The organism is Bacillus sp. FSL K6-0972, from assembly GCF_037976035.1.
GTDB classification, from domain to species: domain Bacteria; phylum Bacillota; class Bacilli; order Bacillales; family Bacillaceae; genus Bacillus; species Bacillus haynesii.
In genome coordinates, this window is sequence record NZ_CP150260.1 from 81,207 (window position 1) to 102,500 (window position 21,294).

A 21,294-nucleotide genomic window follows, 5' to 3' on the forward strand; every position below is an offset into this window, starting at 1 on the left:
ACTGTGGGAGGAGGTAAGGAATGAATCGGGTCTTCCGTAATACCATTTTTTATTTACTTATTTTATTAGTTGTGATCGGAGTTGTGAGCTACTTCCAAACCGCAAATCCGAAAACAGAGAATATGACGTATAGTGACTTTGTTTCAAACCTAGATAACGGGAAGGTTGAAAATGTCTCGATCCAGCCTGTCAGGGGTGTGTACGAGGTTCGAGGGCAGCTGACGACCTATGAGAAAGATCAGTATTTCCTGACCCATGTTCCTGAAGGAAAAGGGGCAGATCAAATCATTGATCAAGTGAAAAAAACGAAGATACAAATAGAACCTGCACAGGAAGCAAATGGATGGATGACGTTCTTTACCACCATCATCCCTTTTGTTATTATCTTCATTCTTTTCTTCTTCCTGCTTAATCAGGCTCAAGGCGGCGGCAGCCGTGTTATGAACTTTGGAAAAAGCAAGGCGAAGCTCTATACAGAAGAAAAGAAACGCGTCAAATTCAAAGATGTGGCAGGAGCGGATGAAGAAAAGCAAGAGCTTGTGGAAGTCGTTGATTTCCTCAAGGATCCCCGCAAATTCGCCGAACTCGGAGCAAGGATTCCGAAAGGCGTGCTTTTGGTCGGACCTCCGGGTACCGGTAAAACATTGCTGGCGAAAGCTTGTGCCGGTGAAGCAGGGGTGCCTTTCTTCAGCATCAGCGGATCTGACTTCGTTGAAATGTTCGTCGGGGTTGGTGCATCACGTGTTCGCGACTTGTTCGAAAACGCCAAGAAAAATGCGCCGTGTCTGATTTTCATCGATGAGATTGATGCTGTCGGACGCCAGCGGGGAGCAGGACTTGGCGGAGGTCACGATGAACGTGAACAGACGCTCAACCAGCTTCTTGTTGAAATGGACGGATTCAGCGCCAATGAAGGAATCATTATTATCGCTGCGACAAACCGCGCCGATATTTTAGACCCTGCATTGTTGCGCCCGGGACGTTTTGACCGTCAAATTACCGTTGACCGCCCGGATGTCAAAGGCCGTGAAGCTGTACTTCAAGTACACGCAAGAAACAAGCCGCTTGATGAATCCGTAAACTTAAAAGCGATTGCAATGCGGACGCCTGGATTCTCAGGTGCAGACCTTGAAAACCTTCTAAATGAAGCGGCTCTCGTAGCGGCGCGTCAAGATAAGAAAAAGATCGATATGCGAGACATCGATGAAGCGACAGACCGCGTCATCGCCGGACCTGCGAAGAAAAGCAGGGTGATCTCGAAAAAAGAACGCAATATCGTGGCTTATCACGAGGCGGGACACACCGTTATCGGACTTGTCTTGGATGAAGCGGATATGGTGCATAAAGTAACGATCGTACCGCGCGGCCAAGCAGGCGGATATGCCGTCATGCTTCCTAAGGAAGACCGTTATTTCCAAACCAAACCCGAACTTCTCGATAAGATCGTCGGCTTGCTTGGAGGCCGTGTGGCTGAAGAAATCATCTTCGGTGAGGTCAGCACGGGTGCCCATAACGACTTCCAGCGCGCTACAGGCATTGCCAGACGAATGGTAACCGAATTCGGTATGTCTGAAAAGCTCGGTCCTCTTCAATTCGGACAATCGCAAGGCGGGCAAGTGTTCTTGGGACGCGATTTCAACAATGACCAAAACTACAGCGACGCGATTGCGTATGAAATCGATAAAGAAATTCAGCGCTTCATTAAGGAATGTTATGAACGTGCAAAAACAATCCTTACTGAAAATCGCGACAAACTTGAGCTGATTGCTCAAACATTGCTGGAAGTTGAAACGCTCGACGCTGAACAAATCAAACATTTGTCTGAGCACGGAAGACTTCCTGATCGCACATATTCGGATGATCAGGAGAAGACAGATGATGTGAAAGTTAACATCAATAAACGAGATGACGAAGAGAAAAACGAGGATGAAAAAGAGTAGTGACACTTTTTCGCCTCTTTAGAAAAACTGCCAAGCTTGCTTTTGGCAGTTTTTCTTTTTTTATGGCTTAAAAATCTGCTTTGGAAAATCTTTCTTCACGCCGGTTTGATTCGTTTACAAACAGAATCGGCATCGTGTATTGTATGATGGTAGAATGTTTTATGTCCAAGTAAGAGAAACTAGTCAAAAGTGGTGATCAGAATGTTGCTTGTTATAGATGTGGGAAATACAAACACCGTCCTTGGCATCTACCACGAAGGAGAGCTCGAATATCATTGGCGGATTGAGACAAGCCGCCATAAAACGGAAGACGAATTCGGCATGCTTCTTCGTTCTTTGTTTGATTATGTCGGACTGATGTTTGACCAGATCGAAGGGATTATTATTTCATCGGTTGTACCTCCGATCATGTTCTCCCTCGAAAGAATGTGTATCAAATATTTTCAGATCGAGCCTCAGATTGTCGGTCCGGGAATGAAAACAGGATTAAACATAAAATACGATAATCCGAAAGAAGTCGGAGCAGACCGCATTGTAAATGCAGTGGCGGCTATTCATCTCTATGGAAGTCCCCTGATTGTCGTTGATTTTGGAACGGCTACGACGTACTGTTATATTAACGAGCGCAAGGAGTACATGGGCGGTGCGATCGCGCCGGGCATCACGATTTCAACTGAAGCGCTTTATTCAAGAGCTGCCAAGCTTCCCAGAATTGAAATTGCACGGCCTGAACATATTGTCGGCAAAAGTACGGTCAGCGCGATGCAGTCCGGAATCCTTTACGGCTATGTCGGACAGGTTGAAGGCATTGTCAAGCGGATGAAATGGCAGTCCAAGAAAAATCCTAAAGTCATTGCGACGGGCGGTCTTGCTTCTTTGATTGCAGATGAATCGGACTGCATCGATATTGTTGATCCGTTCCTTACGTTGAAGGGACTAGAGCTTATTTATGAACGGAATCGTATTGAAAGTGTATAGGAGGATAAGGTATGGATTATTTAGTGAAAGCCATCGCATATGACGGCAAAGTGAGGGCATATGCAGCGAATACAACAGAAACGATTCATGAAGCCCAAAGAAGGCATAACACATGGCCTACCGCATCCGCCGCTTTAGGAAGAACGATGACGGCGGCTGTCATGCTCGGCGCTATGCTGAAAGGCGAAGACAAGCTTACCGTTAAGATTGAAGGAGGCGGACCGATCGGCGCGATTGTCGCTGACGGGAATGCCAAAGGAGATGTCAGAGGATACGTGTCCAATCCGCACGTTCATTTCGACTTAAATGAACACGGCAAACTTGACGTCAGAAGAGCCGTCGGCACGTCCGGCACGCTAAGTGTAGTAAAAGATCTCGGTCTCCGCGATTTATTTACAGGCCAGGTTGAGATCGTTTCCGGAGAAATCGGCGAGGATTTTACATATTATCTCGTGTCTTCTGAGCAGGTTCCTTCTTCGGTGGGTGTAGGGGTGCTCGTCAACCCCGACAATACGATTTTAGCTGCAGGCGGATTTATCATTCAGCTGCTGCCGGGCACGGACGATGAAACCATCACGAAGCTTGAAACAAACCTTTCTCAAGTGGAGCCCATTTCAAAGCTGATTCAGAAAGGTCTGACACCTGAGGAAGTGCTGGCTGCGGTATTGGGAGAAGAACCGGAAATACTGGAAACCGTTCCTGTTCAGTTTACATGCAATTGTTCAAAAGAACGTTTCGCGAGAGGCATCATCGGTCTTGGCAAAGATGAAATTCAACTGATGATTGATGAAGATGGCCAAGCTGAGGCTCAATGCCATTTTTGCAATGAAACGTATCTGTTTACAAAGGAAGAGCTTGAAGCGCTTCGAGATGAAATATAAGCCCGCTAGCAGTAGCGGGTCTTTTACAATGGGGAAAGGGGAGAAACCATATTGAAATCAAGAACACTTTGGCCGATTATTTTAGGTGCGATCTTCGTCAATTGTATCGTGATCGCGTATGTTCTGACGAAAGCGCAGACAGCTTCTTCATCATCAGCTCAAGAGATCATTGCACATATCGGAAAAAACGGTATCACGCGTGAAGAATGGCTGAGCGAAATGGAAGAGCGCTATGGAAAATCAACGCTTGAAGATATGATCAACGACCGCGTTGTTACCCAAATGGCCGAAAAAAACAAGATCAAAGTGTCTGATGATGACATTGAAAGAGAATTTCTGCTGATTAAAGCTGTATACAATTCCTTCTACGAAGACCAAGACACGACAGAAAAAGAATGGAAAGAACAGATCAGGCATAATATTCTTCTTGAAGAGCTCCTGACAAAAGACATTGTGATTTCTGACAGCGAATTGAAGTCATTCTATAACAAAAATAAGGACTTATATAAATTCGATGATTCTTACCGCCTCAAACATATCGTTGTCAAAGATAAAGACGAAGCAGAACAAGTTCTTAAAGAGCTGAAGGAAGGATCCAGCTTCGAAGCAGCCGCAGCTGAGCACTCGACTGACCGGTATACGGCTCCTTACGGCGGCGACCTCGGATTCGTCAATGATCAGCATGAAAACGTTCCGGCCGAATATTTAGCGAAAGCCGAGCAACTAAAGGAAAATCAATGGGTGGATGAACCGATTAAAACGAGCCAGGGCTATGCGATCATCCAGCTCAAAGAAAAGCTCCCGAGGCAAGCTTTCACTTACAGCGAAGTAAAAAATCAAATCAGAAGGCAGATCGCGATGGATCAATTAGGCGACAAAGCTTCGGTCAAGACACTATGGAAAGATGCGAAAGTATCCTGGTTTTATGACGAAAAAAATAAAGATTGACAAAATATTTTGATATTGATAAATTAGATATAATCCCAATAAAATTACTCGGAAATTGAGGTGTTCAAATGGTTCGCGTTGCAAACTCTGTTTATGACTTAATCGGAAATACACCTGTCGTTAAATTAAATCGACTAGTTGATGAAGACAGTGCTGAAGTATATGTGAAACTGGAGTATATGAACCCTGGAAGCAGCGTAAAAGACCGGATCGCGCTTGCTATGATAGAAGACGCTGAGGAGAAAGGCCTTCTGAAAGAAGGAGATACACTGATTGAGCCGACAAGCGGAAATACGGGAATCGGACTTGCCATGGTCGCTGCAGCGAAAGGCATCAAAGCGATTCTTGTTATGCCTGATACAATGAGTTCTGAGCGCCGCAACCTTCTGCGTGCATATGGAGCTGAGCTTGTACTGACTCCGGGTGCTGAAGGAATGAAAGGCGCGATTAAAAAAGCGGAAGAGCTGGCTGAGGAACACGGCTATTTTATGCCTCAGCAATTTAACAATCCTGCAAACGCAGAAGTTCACCGCCGCACGACGGGGAAAGAAATTGCTGAACAATTCGGAGACGGTTTAGATGCATTCATTGCAGGCATCGGAACCGGCGGAACCATAACGGGTGCCGGGGAAGTCCTGAAAGAAAAAAATCCGTCCATCAAGATTTTTGCGGTGGAACCGACTGATTCTCCTGTTCTTTCCGGAGGAAAACCAGGTCCGCACAAAATTCAGGGAATCGGAGCGGGCTTCGTTCCGGAAATCTTGAATACGGAAATTTACGATGAAATCATTACAGTGAAAAACGAAGAAGCCTTTGAATTTGCCCGTAAAGCGGCGAGAGAAGAAGGAATTCTCGGAGGAATTTCTTCAGGCGCGGCGATCTGTGCTGCTCTTCAAGTCGCTAAAAAGCTTGGAAAAGGCAAAAAAGTTCTCGCTGTGCTGCCTAGTAACGGAGAGAGATACTTAAGCACGCCTCTTTATCAATTTGAATAGGCTCCAGCTGAAACGGGAGGCTGCCGACGATGTCGGCGGCCTTTTGTTTGTCATGAGGCGCATCCCTTTTAAAAACTCGGTGTCCTTGAGTGAACATGCTCAAGGACTTTTTTCTATATTGGAAATGAAATTCTCTTTTCCTAGAAAAAAGATATGCATTACAATAAGGACATTAGACTAACGGCAGAGGAATGATACGATGAGACAACGAAGGCCTGTAGCCAGAGCGTTCCCATTTTCCAATCAACGGTTTTTGCAGCAATATGAAAGCCTTTCGAAAGGAAAAGAACACCACGTTCTGCTGGAAAGCGCGAGAGGCGGAGAATACAGCATAGCCGGGCTCGACCCTGTCGCAATAGCGAAAGGGAAAGACGGCATCACGACGATTCAATATAAAGGAGACATCATATTTAAAGAGGGGGATCCGTTTCAGCAGTTTTCTCAGTGGTTTGAAACGCTGAAAACGGAGACGGTTGCAGATTTTCCCGACTTTCAGGGCGGGGCTGTCGGTTTTCTAAGCTATGACTATGCCCGGTATATTGAGAAATTCAAAATCCTGTCTATCGATGATCTGCAAACGCCGGATTTATTCTTTCTCGTATTTGATGATATAGCCGTCTATGACCATAAGCAGCAGCAGCTTTGGGTGATTACCCACACCGATGAAGAAACGCCGGCCGCTGCGGAAGAGAAATTGGACAGACTTGAGCAAATGTGGAAGACGGAACATCCGAAGACCGCAGGCGGTCATCAACCAAATGATAATAAAAGCCCGTCATTCGCGGCCTCATTTACAGAAGACAGCTTTTCTCAGGCCGTTGAGAAAGTGAAACAATACATCGCAAGCGGTGACGTATTTCAGGTGAACCTTTCCGTTCGCCAATCGGAGCGCCTTTCTGCGCCGCCTTATGAGGTATACAAGATATTAAGAGAAATCAACCCTTCGCCGTACATGGCCTACTTGGAAGCCCCGGATTTTCAAATCATCTGCGGGTCGCCTGAACTGCTCATTAAGAAAAAGGGCAGCAGGCTTGAAACAAGGCCGATTGCCGGGACAAGATCCCGCGGAGCGGATGAAGCGGAGGATGAAGCGCTCGCGAACGAATTGATCATGAATGAAAAAGAGCGCGCCGAACATGTGATGCTCGTTGATTTAGAGCGTAATGACCTCGGCAGGGTCTCCAAGTACGGTTCGGTCCGGGTCGATGAATTCATGGTGATTGAGAAGTATTCCCACGTCATGCATATCGTCTCAAATGTGTGCGGTGAACTAAGGGACGAATGTGGTGCCGTGGATGTCATCCATGCCGTGTTTCCCGGCGGTACGATCACCGGAGCGCCGAAAGTCAGAACGATGGAAATTATTGAGGAGCTTGAGCCGACGAGGCGGGGGCTTTATACTGGTTCTATAGGGTGGTTCGGATATAATCAGGATATGCACTTTAATATCGTCATCCGAACGATTTATGTGAAAGCGGGCCAGGCGTTCATGCAGTCGGGAGCGGGAATCGTCATCGATTCCAACCCTAAGCATGAATATAAAGAGTCAATTAAAAAGGCCCTGGCGATGAAAAAAGCGCTGCAGTTGAGTGAAGAAGAGAAAAAAGAGCAGAGGAGAGCTGAGATATGATTCTAATGATCGACAATTACGATTCGTTTACGTACAACTTGGTTCAGTATTTAGGCGAGCTTGGCGAGGAGTTGGTCGTCAAGCGGAACGATGAGATCACACTTCAGGAAATAGAGGATATGTCGCCTGACTTTTTGATGATTTCTCCTGGACCTTGCAGTCCGGATGAGGCCGGAATCAGCCTTGAAGCAATCCGCCATTTTGCCGGGAAGATACCGATTTTCGGGGTCTGTCTCGGTCACCAGTCGATCGCCCAGGTTTTCGGAGGCGACGTCGTCAGGGCGGAACGGTTAATGCATGGGAAAACTTCCGAGATTTCGCACGACGGGTTGACGGTTTTTAAAGGCTTGGAACATCCGCTCACGGCCACGAGGTACCATTCTTTGATCGTCAAACCGGATACGCTGCCCGATTGTTTTGTGACATCGGCTTGGACGGAAGAAGGGGAGATTATGGCCATCAGGCATAAAGAACTGCCGGTTGAAGGCGTTCAGTTCCATCCGGAGTCAATTATGACCGCCTCCGGAAAGGAGATGCTGAAGAATTTTATTGAGACTTACCGAAAGAAAGTGAACGCATGATCATTTACCTGAACGGTCAATATGTGAAGGAGGAAGAAGCAAGGCTTTCTCCTTTTGACCATGGTTTTTTATACGGAATCGGAGTATTTGAAACGTTCCGCCTTTATGAAGGAAAGCCTTTCCTTTTAGACTGGCATATGGACAGACTGTACAGCGCTTTGGAACAGCTGAAAATTGAACTTGAGCTGACAAAAAGCGAAGTGCTTGCCATTCTTGACAGGCTGCTTCAGTTGAATCAGCCGCCGAGTCTGGATGCCAAGGTCCGGCTAAATATATCTGCCGGCCCCGGCGAATCAGGCCTTTTTCCTGAAGTATACAAAAACCCCGGTGTCATGGTGATGATGAATCCTTTTCAGCCTGCATCCGTTCCGGCTGAAAAGGAGGGCGTCATCTTACAGGTCCGCCGCAATACGCCAGAGGGTCCGTTCCGCTTGAAATCGCATCACTTTTTAAATAATTTGTACGGAAAAAGGGAGCTCGGACACGACGCTGCCAAAGAAGGGATTTTTCTTACCGAAGGCGGAGCTGTAGCCGAAGGAATCGTTTCCAACATTTTTTGGAAAAAAGACGGATGTGTGTATACACCTTCTCTTGATACCGGCATATTAGGCGGCGTCACACGGCGATATGTCATCGAGCGCCTTGGAGATATGGGAATCGAAGTCATACAGGGGGTATACCGTCTGGAGGAGCTTCTCTTTGCGGACGAAGCATGGATGACCAATTCCGTTCAGGAAATCGTTCCATTCCGGAGAATCGGCATGACTGAATTTCCGGGAAAGGATGGAAATTTGTCGAAACGTCTGCAAGAGGCATACACTAACGATAGAAAAGCAGCGAAAGACTATATTTGAATTAAAGGGTGAAGGATATGGCGCTTCAAACAGCGGTGCGTTCAAAGCAGCTGATCGCAAAGCAATACACGTTGTCTTATGAAGATAAAACATTGATCATGGGCATTTTAAATGTGACGCCCGATTCTTTTTCAGACGGCGGAAAATATAACAACATCGACCGCGCCGTCATTCATGCAAAACAAATGATCGAAGACGGCGCCCATATCCTTGATATCGGAGGAGAATCGACGAGGCCGGGGGCGGAAAAGGTTTCTCTCGATGAGGAGCTGTCAAGGGTCATACCTGTAATTGAAAAACTCGTTCAGGAAATCGACGTCCCGATTTCCGTCGACACATATAAAGCAAAAGTGGCGGATGAAGCCCTTAAGGCTGGTGCAGTGATCATTAATGATGTCTGGGGAGCAAAAGCAGACCCTGACATGGCCCGGGTTGCGGCCGCTCATAATGTGCCGATTATCTTGATGCATAACCGCGAGGAACGGAATTATAAGGACTTGATCCCGGACATGCTGTCTGATTTGATGGAATGTGTGAGCATTGCAAAATCAGCAGGCGTTCAAGATCATCACATCGTACTTGATCCCGGTATCGGATTTGCCAAAACGTATCAAGACAATTTGGCGGTCATGAATCAGCTCGAGAAATTCAGTGAACTCGGATACCCGGTTTTATTGGGGACGTCACGCAAAAAATTTATCGGCCGCGTCCTGGATCTGCCGCCTGAGGAGAGGGCGGAAGGTACGGGGGCGACAGTATGCCTCGGTATTCAAAAGGGATGCGATATCGTCAGGGTGCATGACGTCAAGCAAATCTCCAGGATGGCAAAAATGATGGATGCCATGATTGATAAAGGAGGCGTTTATCATCGATAAAGTGCATGTAGAGGGCATGGAGTTTTACGGATATCACGGTGTTTTCAAAGAAGAAAACAAACTTGGCCAAAGATTCCGCGTTGATCTGACAGCCTTTCTAGACTTAAGTGAAGCGGGGAAAACGGATAATATTAATGCCACCATTAATTATGCAGAACTGTATAAGCTGTGCAAAGAGGTTATGGAGGGAGAGCCGGTCAACCTTGTGGAGACCCTCACGGAAACGATTGCCGCAAAAGTGCTGGAGAAGTTTGAAGCGGTTCAGGAATGTACGGTCAAAGTCGTCAAGCCTGATCCTCCTATACCGGGGCACTATAAATCGGTGGCCATCGAGATGACGAGAAAGCGAAAATGAATAACACGGCATATATAGCGCTTGGCTCCAATATCGGCCGGCGGGAAGAATATTTAAAAAAAGCCGTCTCTCTCCTCCATCACCATCCGTCTGTACAGGTGACGGACATCTCGTCGATTTACGAAACTGATCCTGTCGGGTATACAGACCAAGATCTATTTTTAAACATGGCTGCAGCCATTAAAACGTCTCTTTCACCGTTTGAATTGCTTGATTTGACTCAGCGCATTGAAAAAGAACTCGGCCGCAAACGCGACATCAGATGGGGGCCGAGGACTGCAGACCTTGACATTTTGTTGTATAATCGTGAAAATATTGAGACAGAGCAACTTATCGTTCCTCATCCTAGAATGCATGAACGTTTGTTTGTACTCGTCCCGCTGCTGGAAATTTATCCGGATCTTGAGGGAGCTGTCAATCATGCGAAAAATCAAGAAGGTGTAAGAGTATGGAAGCAGAAATCTGGGGTAGACGAATTCGTGCATATCGAAAGCTGAAGGGTTATACTCAAGAAGGGTTTGCCAAAGCATTAGGTATTTCCGTTTCTGTGCTTGGTGAAGTAGAACGCGGGAATCGTATGCCGACGGAAAGCATGCTCAGGGATGTAGCCAATACTTTAAATATAACAGTGGAGGAATTATCTCCATCAGAAGAATAAGAAAGGAGGACTAAAAATGTTTAAAATCGGTGATATAGAATTAAAAAACAGGGTTGTGCTTGCGCCGATGGCCGGTGTCTGCAACTCCGCCTTCCGCTTGACGGTTAAGGAATTCGGAGCGGGTTTGGTCTGCGCAGAAATGGTCAGCGATAAAGCGATCCTTTACAATAATGCGAAAACGATGGGAATGCTTTATATCGATGAACGTGAAAAACCGCTCAGCCTGCAGATCTTCGGCGGCGAAAAAGAAACGCTTGTCGAAGCGGCGAAGTTTGTTGACCAAAACACAACTGCGGATATTATTGATATAAACATGGGATGTCCGGTGCCAAAGATCACAAAATGTGATGCAGGAGCCAAATGGCTGCTTGATCCGAATAAAATTTATGAAATGGTTTCAGCTGTTGTGGAGGCTGTTGACAAGCCGGTGACCGTCAAAATGAGAATGGGCTGGGATGAAGACCATATCTTTGCTGTTGAGAATGCGAGAGCTGTAGAACGCGCCGGCGGAAAAGCGGTCGCACTTCACGGACGGACTCGCGTGCAAATGTACGAAGGAACGGCGAACTGGGATATTATCAAAGAAGTGAAGCAGTCCGTTTCAATACCGGTAATCGGAAACGGTGATGTCAAAACTCCGCAAGATGCAAAACGCATGCTTGATGAAACAGGGGTGGACGGTGTCATGATCGGCCGTGCAGCGCTGGGTAACCCGTGGATGATTTACCGTACGGTTCACTATTTGGAAACAGGCGAATTGAAAGATGAGCCGAAAGTGCGTGAGAAAATGTCTGTCTGCAAACTTCACCTTGACCGATTAATCGGGCTGAAAGGCGAAAATGTTGCGGTCCGCGAAATGAGAAAGCACGCAGCCTGGTATCTAAAAGGCATAAGAGGAAACGCAAAGGTCCGGAATGAAATCAACCATTGCGAAACGAGAGATGAGCTCGTTCAGCTTTTAGACGCGTTTACGATTGAAGCCGAGGCAAAAGAGCTTCAGGATGCAAAAGTAGGATAAATCCGACCTCTGCTCACTGCCAGTTTTAACTGGCAGTTTTTCTGCTTTTTTCCTGAAAGACTAAAAGTAACGGAGTGATATATGATGAGTCATGAAGAGCATAACCATGAAGAATTAAACGACCAGCTGCAAGTTAGACGCGATAAAATGAATCAATTGAGAGAAAGCGGAAAAGATCCTTTTGGACAGCGTTTTGACCGCACCCATCAATCAACTGAACTCATTGAATCGTATAATGAATTCTCAAAAGAAGAATTAGAGGAAAAAGCCATTGAAGTAACGATTGCCGGCCGGATGATGACAAAGCGCGGAAAAGGGAAAGCGGGATTCGCGCATATTCAGGATTTAAAGGGCCAGATTCAGATCTATGTCAGAAAAGACAGTGTCGGTGAAGAACAGTACGAATGGTTTAAAAGCTCTGACCTCGGGGACATCGTCGGCGTTACAGGCGTCATGTTTAAAACGAATGTAGGCGAATTGTCTGTAAAAGCTACATCTTTTGATTTATTAACAAAAGCCCTTCGTCCGCTTCCGGATAAATATCACGGATTAAAAGACATCGAACAGCGCTACCGTCAGCGTTATTTGGATTTGATCGTAAATCCGGAAAGCAAAAATACGTTTATTACGCGAAGCAAAATCATTCAATCGATGAGAAGATACTTAGATGACCACGGATACTTAGAAGTTGAAACGCCTACAATGCACGCGATTCCGGGCGGAGCGTCTGCCCGTCCGTTCATTACACATCATAATGCGCTTGATATGCCGCTTTATATGAGGATCGCTATCGAGCTCCACTTGAAAAGGCTGATTGTCGGCGGGTTGGAAAAAGTCTATGAAATCGGACGTGTATTCCGAAATGAAGGAGTTTCCACACGACACAATCCTGAATTTACGATGATCGAACTTTACGAAGCTTATGCTGACTATAAAGATATTATGAGCTTGACGGAAAACCTCATTGCTCATATTGCACAAGAAGTGCTCGGCACTACGACTGTTCAATACGGAGATTATGAAGTCGACCTCAAGCCTGAATGGAAGAGACTGCATATGGTCGATGCTGTTAAAGAAGCTACCGGTGTAGACTTCTGGAAAGAAGTATCGGTAGAAGAAGCAAGAGCATTTGCCAAAGAACACGGAATTGAAATTTCTGAAAGCATGTCAGTAGGACATATCATTAATGAATTCTTCGAGCAAAAAGTTGAAGAAACGTTGATTCAGCCTACTTTTATATACGGACACCCTGTGGAAATTTCTCCGCTTGCTAAGAAAAATCCTGAAGACCCTCGATTTACGGACCGTTTTGAGCTGTTTATCGTAGGTCGTGAGCACGCGAATGCATTTACTGAATTAAATGATCCTATCGACCAAAAAGAACGCTTTGAAGCGCAATTAAAAGAACGTGAAGAAGGAAACGATGAAGCGCATATGATGGATGAAGACTTTGTCGAAGCGCTGGAGTACGGAATGCCTCCTACCGGCGGTCTTGGAATCGGCATCGACAGACTGATCATGCTTTTGACGAATTCTCCTTCAATCAGGGACGTTTTACTATTCCCGCAAATGAGACATCGTTAAATAACTTTCGGGCAGCAGCCGCTTGTTACGCGGCTGCTGCCCATTTAAAACAAATTAAATTTTTTCTCAAAAAAGTATTGCACAATCATAAATACGGTGGTATATTATTATTCGTTGCCGCAAAACGGCGGCGAAAGAAAAAAAGAACTTCAAAAAAAGTTCTTGACTTTATATCCGAGATTGGATATAATATAAAAGTCGCTTTAATAATGATCTTTGAAAACTAAACAAGACAAACGTACCTGTTAATTCATTAAATAAATCGCACATGCGAATGTGCGTAGTCATTATCAAACTTCATGGAGAGTTTGATCCTGGCTCAGGACGAACGCTGGCGGCGTGCCTAATACATGCAAGTCGAGCGGACCGACGGGAGCTTGCTCCCTTAGGTCAGCGGCGGACGGGTGAGTAACACGTGGGTAACCTGCCTGTAAGACTGGGATAACTCCGGGAAACCGGGGCTAATACCGGATGCTTGATTGAACCGCATGGTTCAATTATAAAAGGTGGCTTTTAGCTACCACTTACAGATGGACCCGCGGCGCATTAGCTAGTTGGTGAGGTAACGGCTCACCAAGGCAACGATGCGTAGCCGACCTGAGAGGGTGATCGGCCACACTGGGACTGAGACACGGCCCAGACTCCTACGGGAGGCAGCAGTAGGGAATCTTCCGCAATGGACGAAAGTCTGACGGAGCAACGCCGCGTGAGTGATGAAGGTTTTCGGATCGTAAAACTCTGTTGTTAGGGAAGAACAAGTACCGTTCGAATAGGGCGGTACCTTGACGGTACCTAACCAGAAAGCCACGGCTAACTACGTGCCAGCAGCCGCGGTAATACGTAGGTGGCAAGCGTTGTCCGGAATTATTGGGCGTAAAGCGCGCGCAGGCGGTTTCTTAAGTCTGATGTGAAAGCCCCCGGCTCAACCGGGGAGGGTCATTGGAAACTGGGGAACTTGAGTGCAGAAGAGGAGAGTGGAATTCCACGTGTAGCGGTGAAATGCGTAGAGATGTGGAGGAACACCAGTGGCGAAGGCGACTCTCTGGTCTGTAACTGACGCTGAGGCGCGAAAGCGTGGGGAGCGAACAGGATTAGATACCCTGGTAGTCCACGCCGTAAACGATGAGTGCTAAGTGTTAGAGGGTTTCCGCCCTTTAGTGCTGCAGCAAACGCATTAAGCACTCCGCCTGGGGAGTACGGTCGCAAGACTGAAACTCAAAGGAATTGACGGGGGCCCGCACAAGCGGTGGAGCATGTGGTTTAATTCGAAGCAACGCGAAGAACCTTACCAGGTCTTGACATCCTCTGACAACCCTAGAGATAGGGCTTCCCCTTCGGGGGCAGAGTGACAGGTGGTGCATGGTTGTCGTCAGCTCGTGTCGTGAGATGTTGGGTTAAGTCCCGCAACGAGCGCAACCCTTGATCTTAGTTGCCAGCATTCAGTTGGGCACTCTAAGGTGACTGCCGGTGACAAACCGGAGGAAGGTGGGGATGACGTCAAATCATCATGCCCCTTATGACCTGGGCTACACACGTGCTACAATGGGCAGAACAAAGGGCAGCGAAGCCGCGAGGCTAAGCCAATCCCACAAATCTGTTCTCAGTTCGGATCGCAGTCTGCAACTCGACTGCGTGAAGCTGGAATCGCTAGTAATCGCGGATCAGCATGCCGCGGTGAATACGTTCCCGGGCCTTGTACACACCGCCCGTCACACCACGAGAGTTTGTAACACCCGAAGTCGGTGAGGTAACCTTTTGGAGCCAGCCGCCGAAGGTGGGACAGATGATTGGGGTGAAGTCGTAACAAGGTAGCCGTATCGGAAGGTGCGGCTGGATCACCTCCTTTCTAAGGATATTATACGGAATATAAGACCTTGCGGTCTTATAGACAGGTGCGTTTAGATCTTGTTTAGTTTTGAAGGATCATTCCTTCAAAGCGTGTTCTTTGAAAACTAGATAACGAAAGTAGACATTCACATTCAATTGTAATGCAAGATATCACGTAGTGATTCTTTTTAACGGTTAAGTTAGAAAGGGCGCACGGTGGATGCCTTGGCACTAGGAGCCGATGAAGGACGGGACGAACACCGATATGCTTCGGGGAGCTGTAAGCAAGCTTTGATCCGGAGATTTCCGAATGGGGAAACCCACTGCTCGTAATGGAGCAGTATCCATATCTGAATTCATAGGATATGAGAAGGCAGACCCGGGGAACTGAAACATCTAAGTACCCGGAGGAAGAGAAAGCAAATGCGATTCCCTGAGTAGCGGCGAGCGAAACGGGATTAGCCCAAACCAAGAGGCTTGCCTCTTGGGGTTGTAGGACACTCTGTACGGAGTTACAAAAGAACGAGGTAGATGAAGAGGTCTGGAAAGGCCCGCCATAGGAGGTAACAGCCCTGTAGTCAAAACTTCGTTCTCTCCTGAGTGGATCCTGAGTACGGCGGAACACGTGAAATTCCGTCGGAATCCGGGAGGACCATCTCCCAAGGCTAAATACTCCCTAGTGACCGATAGTGAACCAGTACCGTGAGGGAAAGGTGAAAAGCACCCCGGAAGGGGAGTGAAAGAGATCCTGAAACCGTGTGCCTACAAGTAGTCAGAGCCCGTTAACGGGTGATGGCGTGCCTTTTGTAGAATGAACCGGCGAGTTACGATCCCGTGCAAGGTTAAGTTTGAAAAGACGGAGCCGCAGCGAAAGCGAGTCTGAATAGGGCGCATGAGTACGTGGTCGTAGACCCGAAACCAGGTGATCTACCCATGTCCAGGGTGAAGTTCAGGTAACACTGAATGGAGGCCCGAACCCACGCACGTTGAAAAGTGCGGGGATGAGGTGTGGGTAGGGGTGAAATGCCAATCGAACCTGGAGATAGCTGGTTCTCTCCGAAATAGCTTTAGGGCTAGCCTCAAGGTAAGAGTCTTGGAGGTAGAGCACTGATTGGACTAGGGGCCCCTACCGGGTTACCGAATTCAGTCAAACTCCGAATGCCAAAGACTTATCCTTGGGAGTCAGACTGCGAGTGATAAGATCCGTAGTCGAAAGGGAAACAGCCCAGACCGCCAGCTAAGGTCCCAAAGTATACGTTAAGTGGAAAAGGATGTGGAGTTGCTTAGACAACCAGGATGTTGGCTTAGAAGCAGCCACCATTTAAAGAGTGCGTAATAGCTCACTGGTCGAGTGACTCTGCGCCGAAAATGTACCGGGGCTAAACGTATCACCGAAGCTGCGGACTGTTCTTACGAACAGTGGTAGGAGAGCGTTCTAAGGGCTGTGAAGCGAGACCGGAAGGACTCGTGGAGCGCTTAGAAGTGAGAATGCCGGTATGAGTAGCGAAAGAGGGGTGAGAATCCCCTCCACCGAATGCCTAAGGTTTCCTGAGGAAGGCTCGTCCGCTCAGGGTTAGTCGGGACCTAAGCCGAGGCCGAAAGGCGTAGGCGATGGACAACAGGTTGATATTCCTGTACCACCTCCTCACCATTTGAGCAATGGGGGGACGCAGGAGGATAGGGTAAGCGCGGTATTGGATATCCGCGTCCAAGCAGTTAGGCTGGGAAATAGGCAAATCCGTTTCCCGTAAGGCTGAGCTGTGATGGCGAGCGAAATATAGTAGCGAAGTTCCTGATTCCACACTGCCAAGAAAAGCCTCTAGCGAGGTGAGAGGTGCCCGTACCGCAAACCGACACAGGTAGGCGAGGAGAGAATCCTAAGGTGATCGAGAGAACTCTCGTTAAGGAACTCGGCAAAATGACCCCGTAACTTCGGGAGAAGGGGTGCTCTGTTAGGGTGCAAGCCCGAGAGAGCCGCAGTGAATAGGCCCAGGCGACTGTTTAGCAAAAACACAGGTCTCTGCGAAGCCGTAAGGCGAAGTATAGGGGCTGACGCCTGCCCGGTGCTGGAAGGTTAAGAGGAGCGCTTAGCGTATGCGAAGGTGCGAATTGAAGCCCCAGTAAACGGCGGCCGTAACTATAACGGTCCTAAGGTAGCGAAATTCCTTGTCGGGTAAGTTCCGACCCGCACGAAAGGCGCAACGATCTGGGCACTGTCTCAACGAGAGACTCGGTGAAATTATAGTACCTGTGAAGATGCAGGTTACCCGCGACAGGACGGAAAGACCCCGTGGAGCTTTACTGCAGCCTGATATTGAATGTTGGTACAGCTTGTACAGGATAGGTAGGAGCCTTGGAAACCGGAGCGCCAGCTTCGGTGGAGGCATCGGTGGGATACTACCCTGGCTGTATTGACCTTCTAACCCGCTGCCCTTATCGGGCAGGGAGACAGTGTCAGGTGGGCAGTTTGACTGGGGCGGTCGCCTCCTAAAAGGTAACGGAGGCGCCCAAAGGTTCCCTCAGAATGGTTGGAAATCATTCGCAGAGTGTAAAGGCACAAGGGAGCTTGACTGCGAGACCTACAAGTCGAGCAGGGACGAAAGTCGGGCTTAGTGATCCGGTGGTTCCGCATGGAAGGGCCATCGCTCAACGGATAAAAGCTACCCCGGGGATAACAGGCTTATCTCCCCCAAGAGTCCACATCGACGGGGAGGTTTGGCACCTCGATGTCGGCTCATCGCATCCTGGGGCTGTAGTCGGTCCCAAGGGTTGGGCTGTTCGCCCATTAAAGCGGTACGCGAGCTGGGTTCAGAACGTCGTGAGACAGTTCGGTCCCTATCCGTCGCGGGCGCAGGAAATTTGAGAGGAGCTGTCCTTAGTACGAGAGGACCGGGATGGACGCACCGCTGGTGTACCAGTTGTTCTGCCAAGGGCATCGCTGGGTAGCTATGTGCGGACGGGATAAGTGCTGAAAGCATCTAAGCATGAAGCCCCCCTCAAGATGAGATTTCCCATTCCGCAAGGAAGTAAGATCCCTGAAAGATGATCAGGTTGATAGGTCTGAGGTGGAAGTGTGGCGACACATGGAGCTGACAGATACTAATCGATCGAGGACTTAACCTAAATATTTGTGAATTGTCTGACCGTTATCTAGTTTTGAGAGAACACCTCTCAATTAGTTTGGTGGCGATAGCGAAGAGGTCACACCCGTTCCCATGCCGAACACGGAAGTTAAGCTCTTCAGCGCCGATGGTAGTTGGGGGCTTCCCCCTGTGAGAGTAGGACGCCGCCAAGCTGTTGCACGCAAGTGCAAACGGAGGATTAGCTCAGCTGGGAGAGCATCTGCCTTACAAGCAGAGGGTCGGCGGTTCGATCCCGTCATCCTCCACCATTATAATATTTTGTTGATTAAGCCGGTGTAGCTCAATTGGTAGAGCAACTGACTTGTAATCAGTAGGTTGGGGGTTCAAGTCCTCTTGCCGGCACCACTTTTTTATGATATAATATTTAAGTCTCTTTTAAAGAGCCATTAGCTCAGTTGGTAGAGCATCTGACTTTTAATCAGAGGGTCGAAGGTTCGAGTCCTTCATGGCTCACCATTTTATGCGGGTGTGGCGGAATTGGCAGACGCGCTAGACTTAGGATCTAGTGTCTTTACGGCGTGGGGGTTCGAGTCCCTTCACCCGCATTATAAAAAAAGATTTGCGGAAGTAGTTCAGTGGTAGAACACCACCTTGCCAAGGTGGGGGTCGCGGGTTCGAATCCCGTCTTCCGCTCCAACCATCCACGCCGGGGTGGTGGAATTGGCAGACACACAGGACTTAAAATCCTGCGGTAGGTGACTACCGTGCCGGTTCAAGTCCGGCCCTCGGCATTGACATATGCGCCCGTAGCTCAATTGGATAGAGCGTTTGACTACGGATCAAAAGGTTAGGGGTTCGACTCCTCTCGGGCGCGCCATTATATAACGGGAAGTAGCTCAGCTTGGTAGAGCACATGGTTTGGGACCATGGGGTCGCAGGTTCGAATCCTGTCTTCCCGACCATTATTCGGGGCCTTAGCTCAGCTGGGAGAGCGCCTGCTTTGCACGCAGGAGGTCAGCGGTTCGATCCCGCTAGGCTCCACCATTTATTTTTAAAAAGCACTTGACTATTTATCTTAAAAGAGATATAATAATAGAGTTGCTTTAATAATGATCTTTGAAAACTAAACAAGACAAACGTACCTGTTAATTCATTAAATAAATCGCACATGCGAATGTGCGTAGTCATTATCAAACTTCATGGAGAGTTTGATCCTGGCTCAGGACGAACGCTGGCGGCGTGCCTAATACATGCAAGTCGAGCGGACCGACGGGAGCTTGCTCCCTTAGGTCAGCGGCGGACGGGTGAGTAACACGTGGGTAACCTGCCTGTAAGACTGGGATAACTCCGGGAAACCGGGGCTAATACCGGATGCTTGATTGAACCGCATGGTTCAATTATAAAAGGTGGCTTTTAGCTACCACTTACAGATGGACCCGCGGCGCATTAGCTAGTTGGTGAGGTAACGGCTCACCAAGGCAACGATGCGTAGCCGACCTGAGAGGGTGATCGGCCACACTGGGACTGAGACACGGCCCAGACTCCTACGGGAGGCAGCAGTAGGGAATCTTCCGCAATGGACGAAAGTCTGACGGAGCAACGCCGCGTGAGTGATGAAGGTTTTCGGATCGTAAAACTCTGTTGTTAGGGAAGAACAAGTACCGTTCGAATAGGGCGGTACCTTGACGGTACCTAACCAGAAAGCCACGGCTAACTACGTGCCAGCAGCCGCGGTAATACGTAGGTGGCAAGCGTTGTCCGGAATTATTGGGCGTAAAGCGCGCGCAGGCGGTTTCTTAAGTCTGATGTGAAAGCCCCCGGCTCAACCGGGGAGGGTCATTGGAAACTGGGGAACTTGAGTGCAGAAGAGGAGAGTGGAATTCCACGTGTAGCGGTGAAATGCGTAGAGATGTGGAGGAACACCAGTGGCGAAGGCGACTCTCTGGTCTGTAACTGACGCTGAGGCGCGAAAGCGTGGGGAGCGAACAGGATTAGATACCCTGGTAGTCCACGCCGTAAACGATGAGTGCTAAGTGTTAGAGGGTTTCCGCCCTTTAGTGCTGCAGCAAACGCATTAAGCACTCCGCCTGGGGAGTACGGTCGCAAGACTGAAACTCAAAGGAATTGACGGGGGCCCGCACAAGCGGTGGAGCATGTGGTTTAATTCGAAGCAACGCGAAGAACCTTACCAGGTCTTGACATCCTCTGACAACCCTAGAGATAGGGCTTCCCCTTCGGGGGCAGAGTGACAGGTGGTGCATGGTTGTCGTCAGCTCGTGTCGTGAGATGTTGGGTTAAGTCCCGCAACGAGCGCAACCCTTGATCTTAGTTGCCAGCATTCAGTTGGGCACTCTAAGGTGACTGCCGGTGACAAACCGGAGGAAGGTGGGGATGACGTCAAATCATCATGCCCCTTATGACCTGGGCTACACACGTGCTACAATGGGCAGAACAAAGGGCAGCGAAGCCGCGAGGCTAAGCCAATCCCACAAATCTGTTCTCAGTTCGGATCGCAGTCTGCAACTCGACTGCGTGAAGCTGGAATCGCTAGTAATCGCGGATCAGCATGCCGCGGTGAATACGTTCCCGGGCCTTGTACACACCGCCCGTCACACCACGAGAGTTTGTAACACCCGAAGTCGGTGAGGTAACCTTTTGGAGCCAGCCGCCGAAGGTGGGACAGATGATTGGGGTGAAGTCGTAACAAGGTAGCCGTATCGGAAGGTGCGGCTGGATCACCTCCTTTCTAAGGATATTATACGGAATATAAGACCTTGCGGTCTTATAGACAGGTGCGTTTAGATCTTGTTTAGTTTTGAAGGATCATTCCTTCAAAGCGTGTTCTTTGAAAACTAGATAACGAAAGTAGACATTCACATTCAATTGTAATGCAAGATATCACGTAGTGATTCTTTTTAACGGTTAAGTTAGAAAGGGCGCACGGTGGATGCCTTGGCACTAGGAGCCGATGAAGGACGGGACGAACACCGATATGCTTCGGGGAGCTGTAAGCAAGCTTTGATCCGGAGATTTCCGAATGGGGAAACCCACTGCTCGTAATGGAGCAGTATCCATATCTGAATTCATAGG

At 48.3% G+C, this 21,294-nt stretch carries 14 protein-coding genes, 9 tRNA genes and 5 rRNA genes (1 of these 28 cut by a window edge); all 28 read left to right on the forward strand.

Annotated features, from left to right (window positions below):
• Positions 1-20 precede the first annotated feature (20 nt).
• On the forward strand, positions 21-1,940 hold the full coding sequence (gene ftsH, locus MKX80_RS00435; RefSeq protein WP_043926211.1) for an ATP-dependent zinc metalloprotease FtsH: 1,920 nt from the start codon (positions 21-23) through the stop codon (positions 1,938-1,940).
• A 201-nt stretch (positions 1,941-2,141) separates the two neighbouring features.
• Positions 2,142-2,918 (forward strand): type III pantothenate kinase, encoded by a 777-nt coding sequence (locus tag MKX80_RS00440; protein WP_182069568.1) that lies wholly within the window; start codon positions 2,142-2,144, stop codon positions 2,916-2,918.
• A gap of 11 nt (positions 2,919-2,929) precedes the next feature.
• Positions 2,930-3,799, forward strand: a complete 870-nt coding sequence (gene hslO / locus MKX80_RS00445) for an Hsp33 family molecular chaperone HslO (protein ID WP_182069566.1) — start codon at positions 2,930-2,932, stop codon at positions 3,797-3,799.
• A 51-nt stretch (positions 3,800-3,850) separates the two neighbouring features.
• Complete coding sequence (locus MKX80_RS00450; protein WP_154999104.1) at positions 3,851-4,747, forward strand: peptidyl-prolyl cis-trans isomerase; 897 nt, start codon at positions 3,851-3,853, stop codon at positions 4,745-4,747.
• A 68-nt stretch (positions 4,748-4,815) separates the two neighbouring features.
• Entirely contained in the window at positions 4,816-5,739 is a 924-nt protein-coding gene (gene cysK / locus MKX80_RS00455; protein ID WP_154999103.1) for a cysteine synthase A, read from the forward strand.
• Between the two features lie 199 nt (positions 5,740-5,938).
• Entirely contained in the window at positions 5,939-7,369 is a 1,431-nt protein-coding gene (locus MKX80_RS00460; protein WP_268299924.1) for an anthranilate synthase component I family protein, read from the forward strand.
• Positions 7,366-7,950 (forward strand): aminodeoxychorismate/anthranilate synthase component II, encoded by a 585-nt coding sequence (gene pabA, locus MKX80_RS00465; protein WP_154994046.1) that lies wholly within the window; start codon positions 7,366-7,368, stop codon positions 7,948-7,950. The genes MKX80_RS00460 and pabA overlap by 4 nt, the downstream gene beginning before the upstream one ends.
• Positions 7,947-8,804, forward strand: a complete 858-nt coding sequence (gene pabC, locus MKX80_RS00470) for an aminodeoxychorismate lyase (protein ID WP_154994045.1) — start codon at positions 7,947-7,949, stop codon at positions 8,802-8,804. The genes pabA and pabC overlap by 4 nt, the downstream gene beginning before the upstream one ends.
• Before the next feature lie 17 nt (positions 8,805-8,821).
• Complete coding sequence (gene folP / locus MKX80_RS00475) at positions 8,822-9,679, forward strand: dihydropteroate synthase (protein WP_268294292.1); 858 nt, start codon at positions 8,822-8,824, stop codon at positions 9,677-9,679.
• Positions 9,672-10,034, forward strand: a complete 363-nt coding sequence (folB, locus tag MKX80_RS00480; RefSeq protein WP_339228520.1) for a dihydroneopterin aldolase — start codon at positions 9,672-9,674, stop codon at positions 10,032-10,034. The genes folP and folB overlap by 8 nt, the downstream gene beginning before the upstream one ends.
• Positions 10,031-10,531, forward strand: a complete 501-nt coding sequence (gene folK / locus MKX80_RS00485; protein WP_154994041.1) for a 2-amino-4-hydroxy-6-hydroxymethyldihydropteridine diphosphokinase — start codon at positions 10,031-10,033, stop codon at positions 10,529-10,531. The genes folB and folK overlap by 4 nt, the downstream gene beginning before the upstream one ends.
• Positions 10,483-10,692 (forward strand): helix-turn-helix transcriptional regulator, encoded by a 210-nt coding sequence (locus tag MKX80_RS00490; protein ID WP_003178262.1) that lies wholly within the window; start codon positions 10,483-10,485, stop codon positions 10,690-10,692. The genes folK and MKX80_RS00490 overlap by 49 nt, the downstream gene beginning before the upstream one ends.
• Before the next feature lie 16 nt (positions 10,693-10,708).
• Complete coding sequence (gene dusB, locus MKX80_RS00495; protein ID WP_043926201.1) at positions 10,709-11,710, forward strand: tRNA dihydrouridine synthase DusB; 1,002 nt, start codon at positions 10,709-10,711, stop codon at positions 11,708-11,710.
• Positions 11,711-11,794: 84 nt separating this feature from the next.
• Entirely contained in the window at positions 11,795-13,294 is a 1,500-nt protein-coding gene (gene lysS / locus MKX80_RS00500) for a lysine--tRNA ligase (protein ID WP_154994048.1), read from the forward strand.
• Positions 13,295-13,590: 296 nt separating this feature from the next.
• A 16S ribosomal RNA gene (locus MKX80_RS00505) occupies positions 13,591-15,140 on the forward strand.
• Between the two features lie 174 nt (positions 15,141-15,314).
• Positions 15,315-18,244, forward strand: a 23S ribosomal RNA gene (locus MKX80_RS00510).
• A gap of 56 nt (positions 18,245-18,300) precedes the next feature.
• Positions 18,301-18,416 (forward strand): 5S ribosomal RNA (gene rrf, locus MKX80_RS00515).
• A 20-nt stretch (positions 18,417-18,436) separates the two neighbouring features.
• Positions 18,437-18,512, forward strand: a tRNA-Val gene (locus tag MKX80_RS00520).
• A 21-nt stretch (positions 18,513-18,533) separates the two neighbouring features.
• A tRNA-Thr gene (locus MKX80_RS00525) sits at positions 18,534-18,609 on the forward strand.
• A 35-nt stretch (positions 18,610-18,644) separates the two neighbouring features.
• Positions 18,645-18,720, forward strand: a tRNA-Lys gene (locus MKX80_RS00530).
• Positions 18,721-18,726: 6 nt separating this feature from the next.
• A tRNA-Leu gene (locus tag MKX80_RS00535) sits at positions 18,727-18,809 on the forward strand.
• Between the two features lie 16 nt (positions 18,810-18,825).
• Positions 18,826-18,900, forward strand: a tRNA-Gly gene (locus tag MKX80_RS00540).
• Positions 18,901-18,909: 9 nt separating this feature from the next.
• Positions 18,910-18,995: transfer RNA gene (locus MKX80_RS00545), tRNA-Leu, on the forward strand.
• A gap of 9 nt (positions 18,996-19,004) precedes the next feature.
• Positions 19,005-19,081, forward strand: a tRNA-Arg gene (locus MKX80_RS00550).
• Between the two features lie 8 nt (positions 19,082-19,089).
• Positions 19,090-19,166 (forward strand) — tRNA-Pro (locus MKX80_RS00555).
• 6 nt (positions 19,167-19,172) lie between these two features.
• Positions 19,173-19,248, forward strand: a tRNA-Ala gene (locus MKX80_RS00560).
• Between the two features lie 152 nt (positions 19,249-19,400).
• Positions 19,401-20,950 (forward strand): 16S ribosomal RNA (locus tag MKX80_RS00565).
• Positions 20,951-21,124: 174 nt separating this feature from the next.
• Positions 21,125-21,294 (forward strand): 23S ribosomal RNA (locus MKX80_RS00570) (it continues 2,760 nt past the right edge of the window).
• Together the 16S, 23S and 5S rRNA genes with 9 tRNA genes alongside form the textbook arrangement of a ribosomal RNA operon.

Excerpts from the sequence above, each read along its gene's own strand:
- ftsH (WP_043926211.1), top strand. The coding sequence starts at position 21 with ATGAATCGGGTCTTCCGTAATACCATTTTTTATTTACTTATTTTATTA.
- MKX80_RS00440 (WP_182069568.1), top strand. The coding sequence starts at position 2,142 with ATGTTGCTTGTTATAGATGTGGGAAATACAAACACCGTCCTTGGCATC.
- hslO (WP_182069566.1), top strand. The coding sequence starts at position 2,930 with ATGGATTATTTAGTGAAAGCCATCGCATATGACGGCAAAGTGAGGGCA.
- cysK (WP_154999103.1), top strand. The coding sequence starts at position 4,816 with ATGGTTCGCGTTGCAAACTCTGTTTATGACTTAATCGGAAATACACCT.
- MKX80_RS00460 (WP_268299924.1), top strand. The coding sequence starts at position 5,939 with ATGAGACAACGAAGGCCTGTAGCCAGAGCGTTCCCATTTTCCAATCAA.
- pabA (WP_154994046.1), top strand. The coding sequence starts at position 7,366 with ATGATTCTAATGATCGACAATTACGATTCGTTTACGTACAACTTGGTT.
- pabC (WP_154994045.1), top strand. The coding sequence starts at position 7,947 with ATGATCATTTACCTGAACGGTCAATATGTGAAGGAGGAAGAAGCAAGG.
- folP (WP_268294292.1), top strand. The coding sequence starts at position 8,822 with ATGGCGCTTCAAACAGCGGTGCGTTCAAAGCAGCTGATCGCAAAGCAA.
- folK (WP_154994041.1), top strand. The coding sequence starts at position 10,031 with ATGAATAACACGGCATATATAGCGCTTGGCTCCAATATCGGCCGGCGG.
- MKX80_RS00490 (WP_003178262.1), top strand. The coding sequence starts at position 10,483 with ATGGAAGCAGAAATCTGGGGTAGACGAATTCGTGCATATCGAAAGCTG.
- dusB (WP_043926201.1), top strand. The coding sequence starts at position 10,709 with ATGTTTAAAATCGGTGATATAGAATTAAAAAACAGGGTTGTGCTTGCG.
- lysS (WP_154994048.1), top strand. The coding sequence starts at position 11,795 with ATGAGTCATGAAGAGCATAACCATGAAGAATTAAACGACCAGCTGCAA.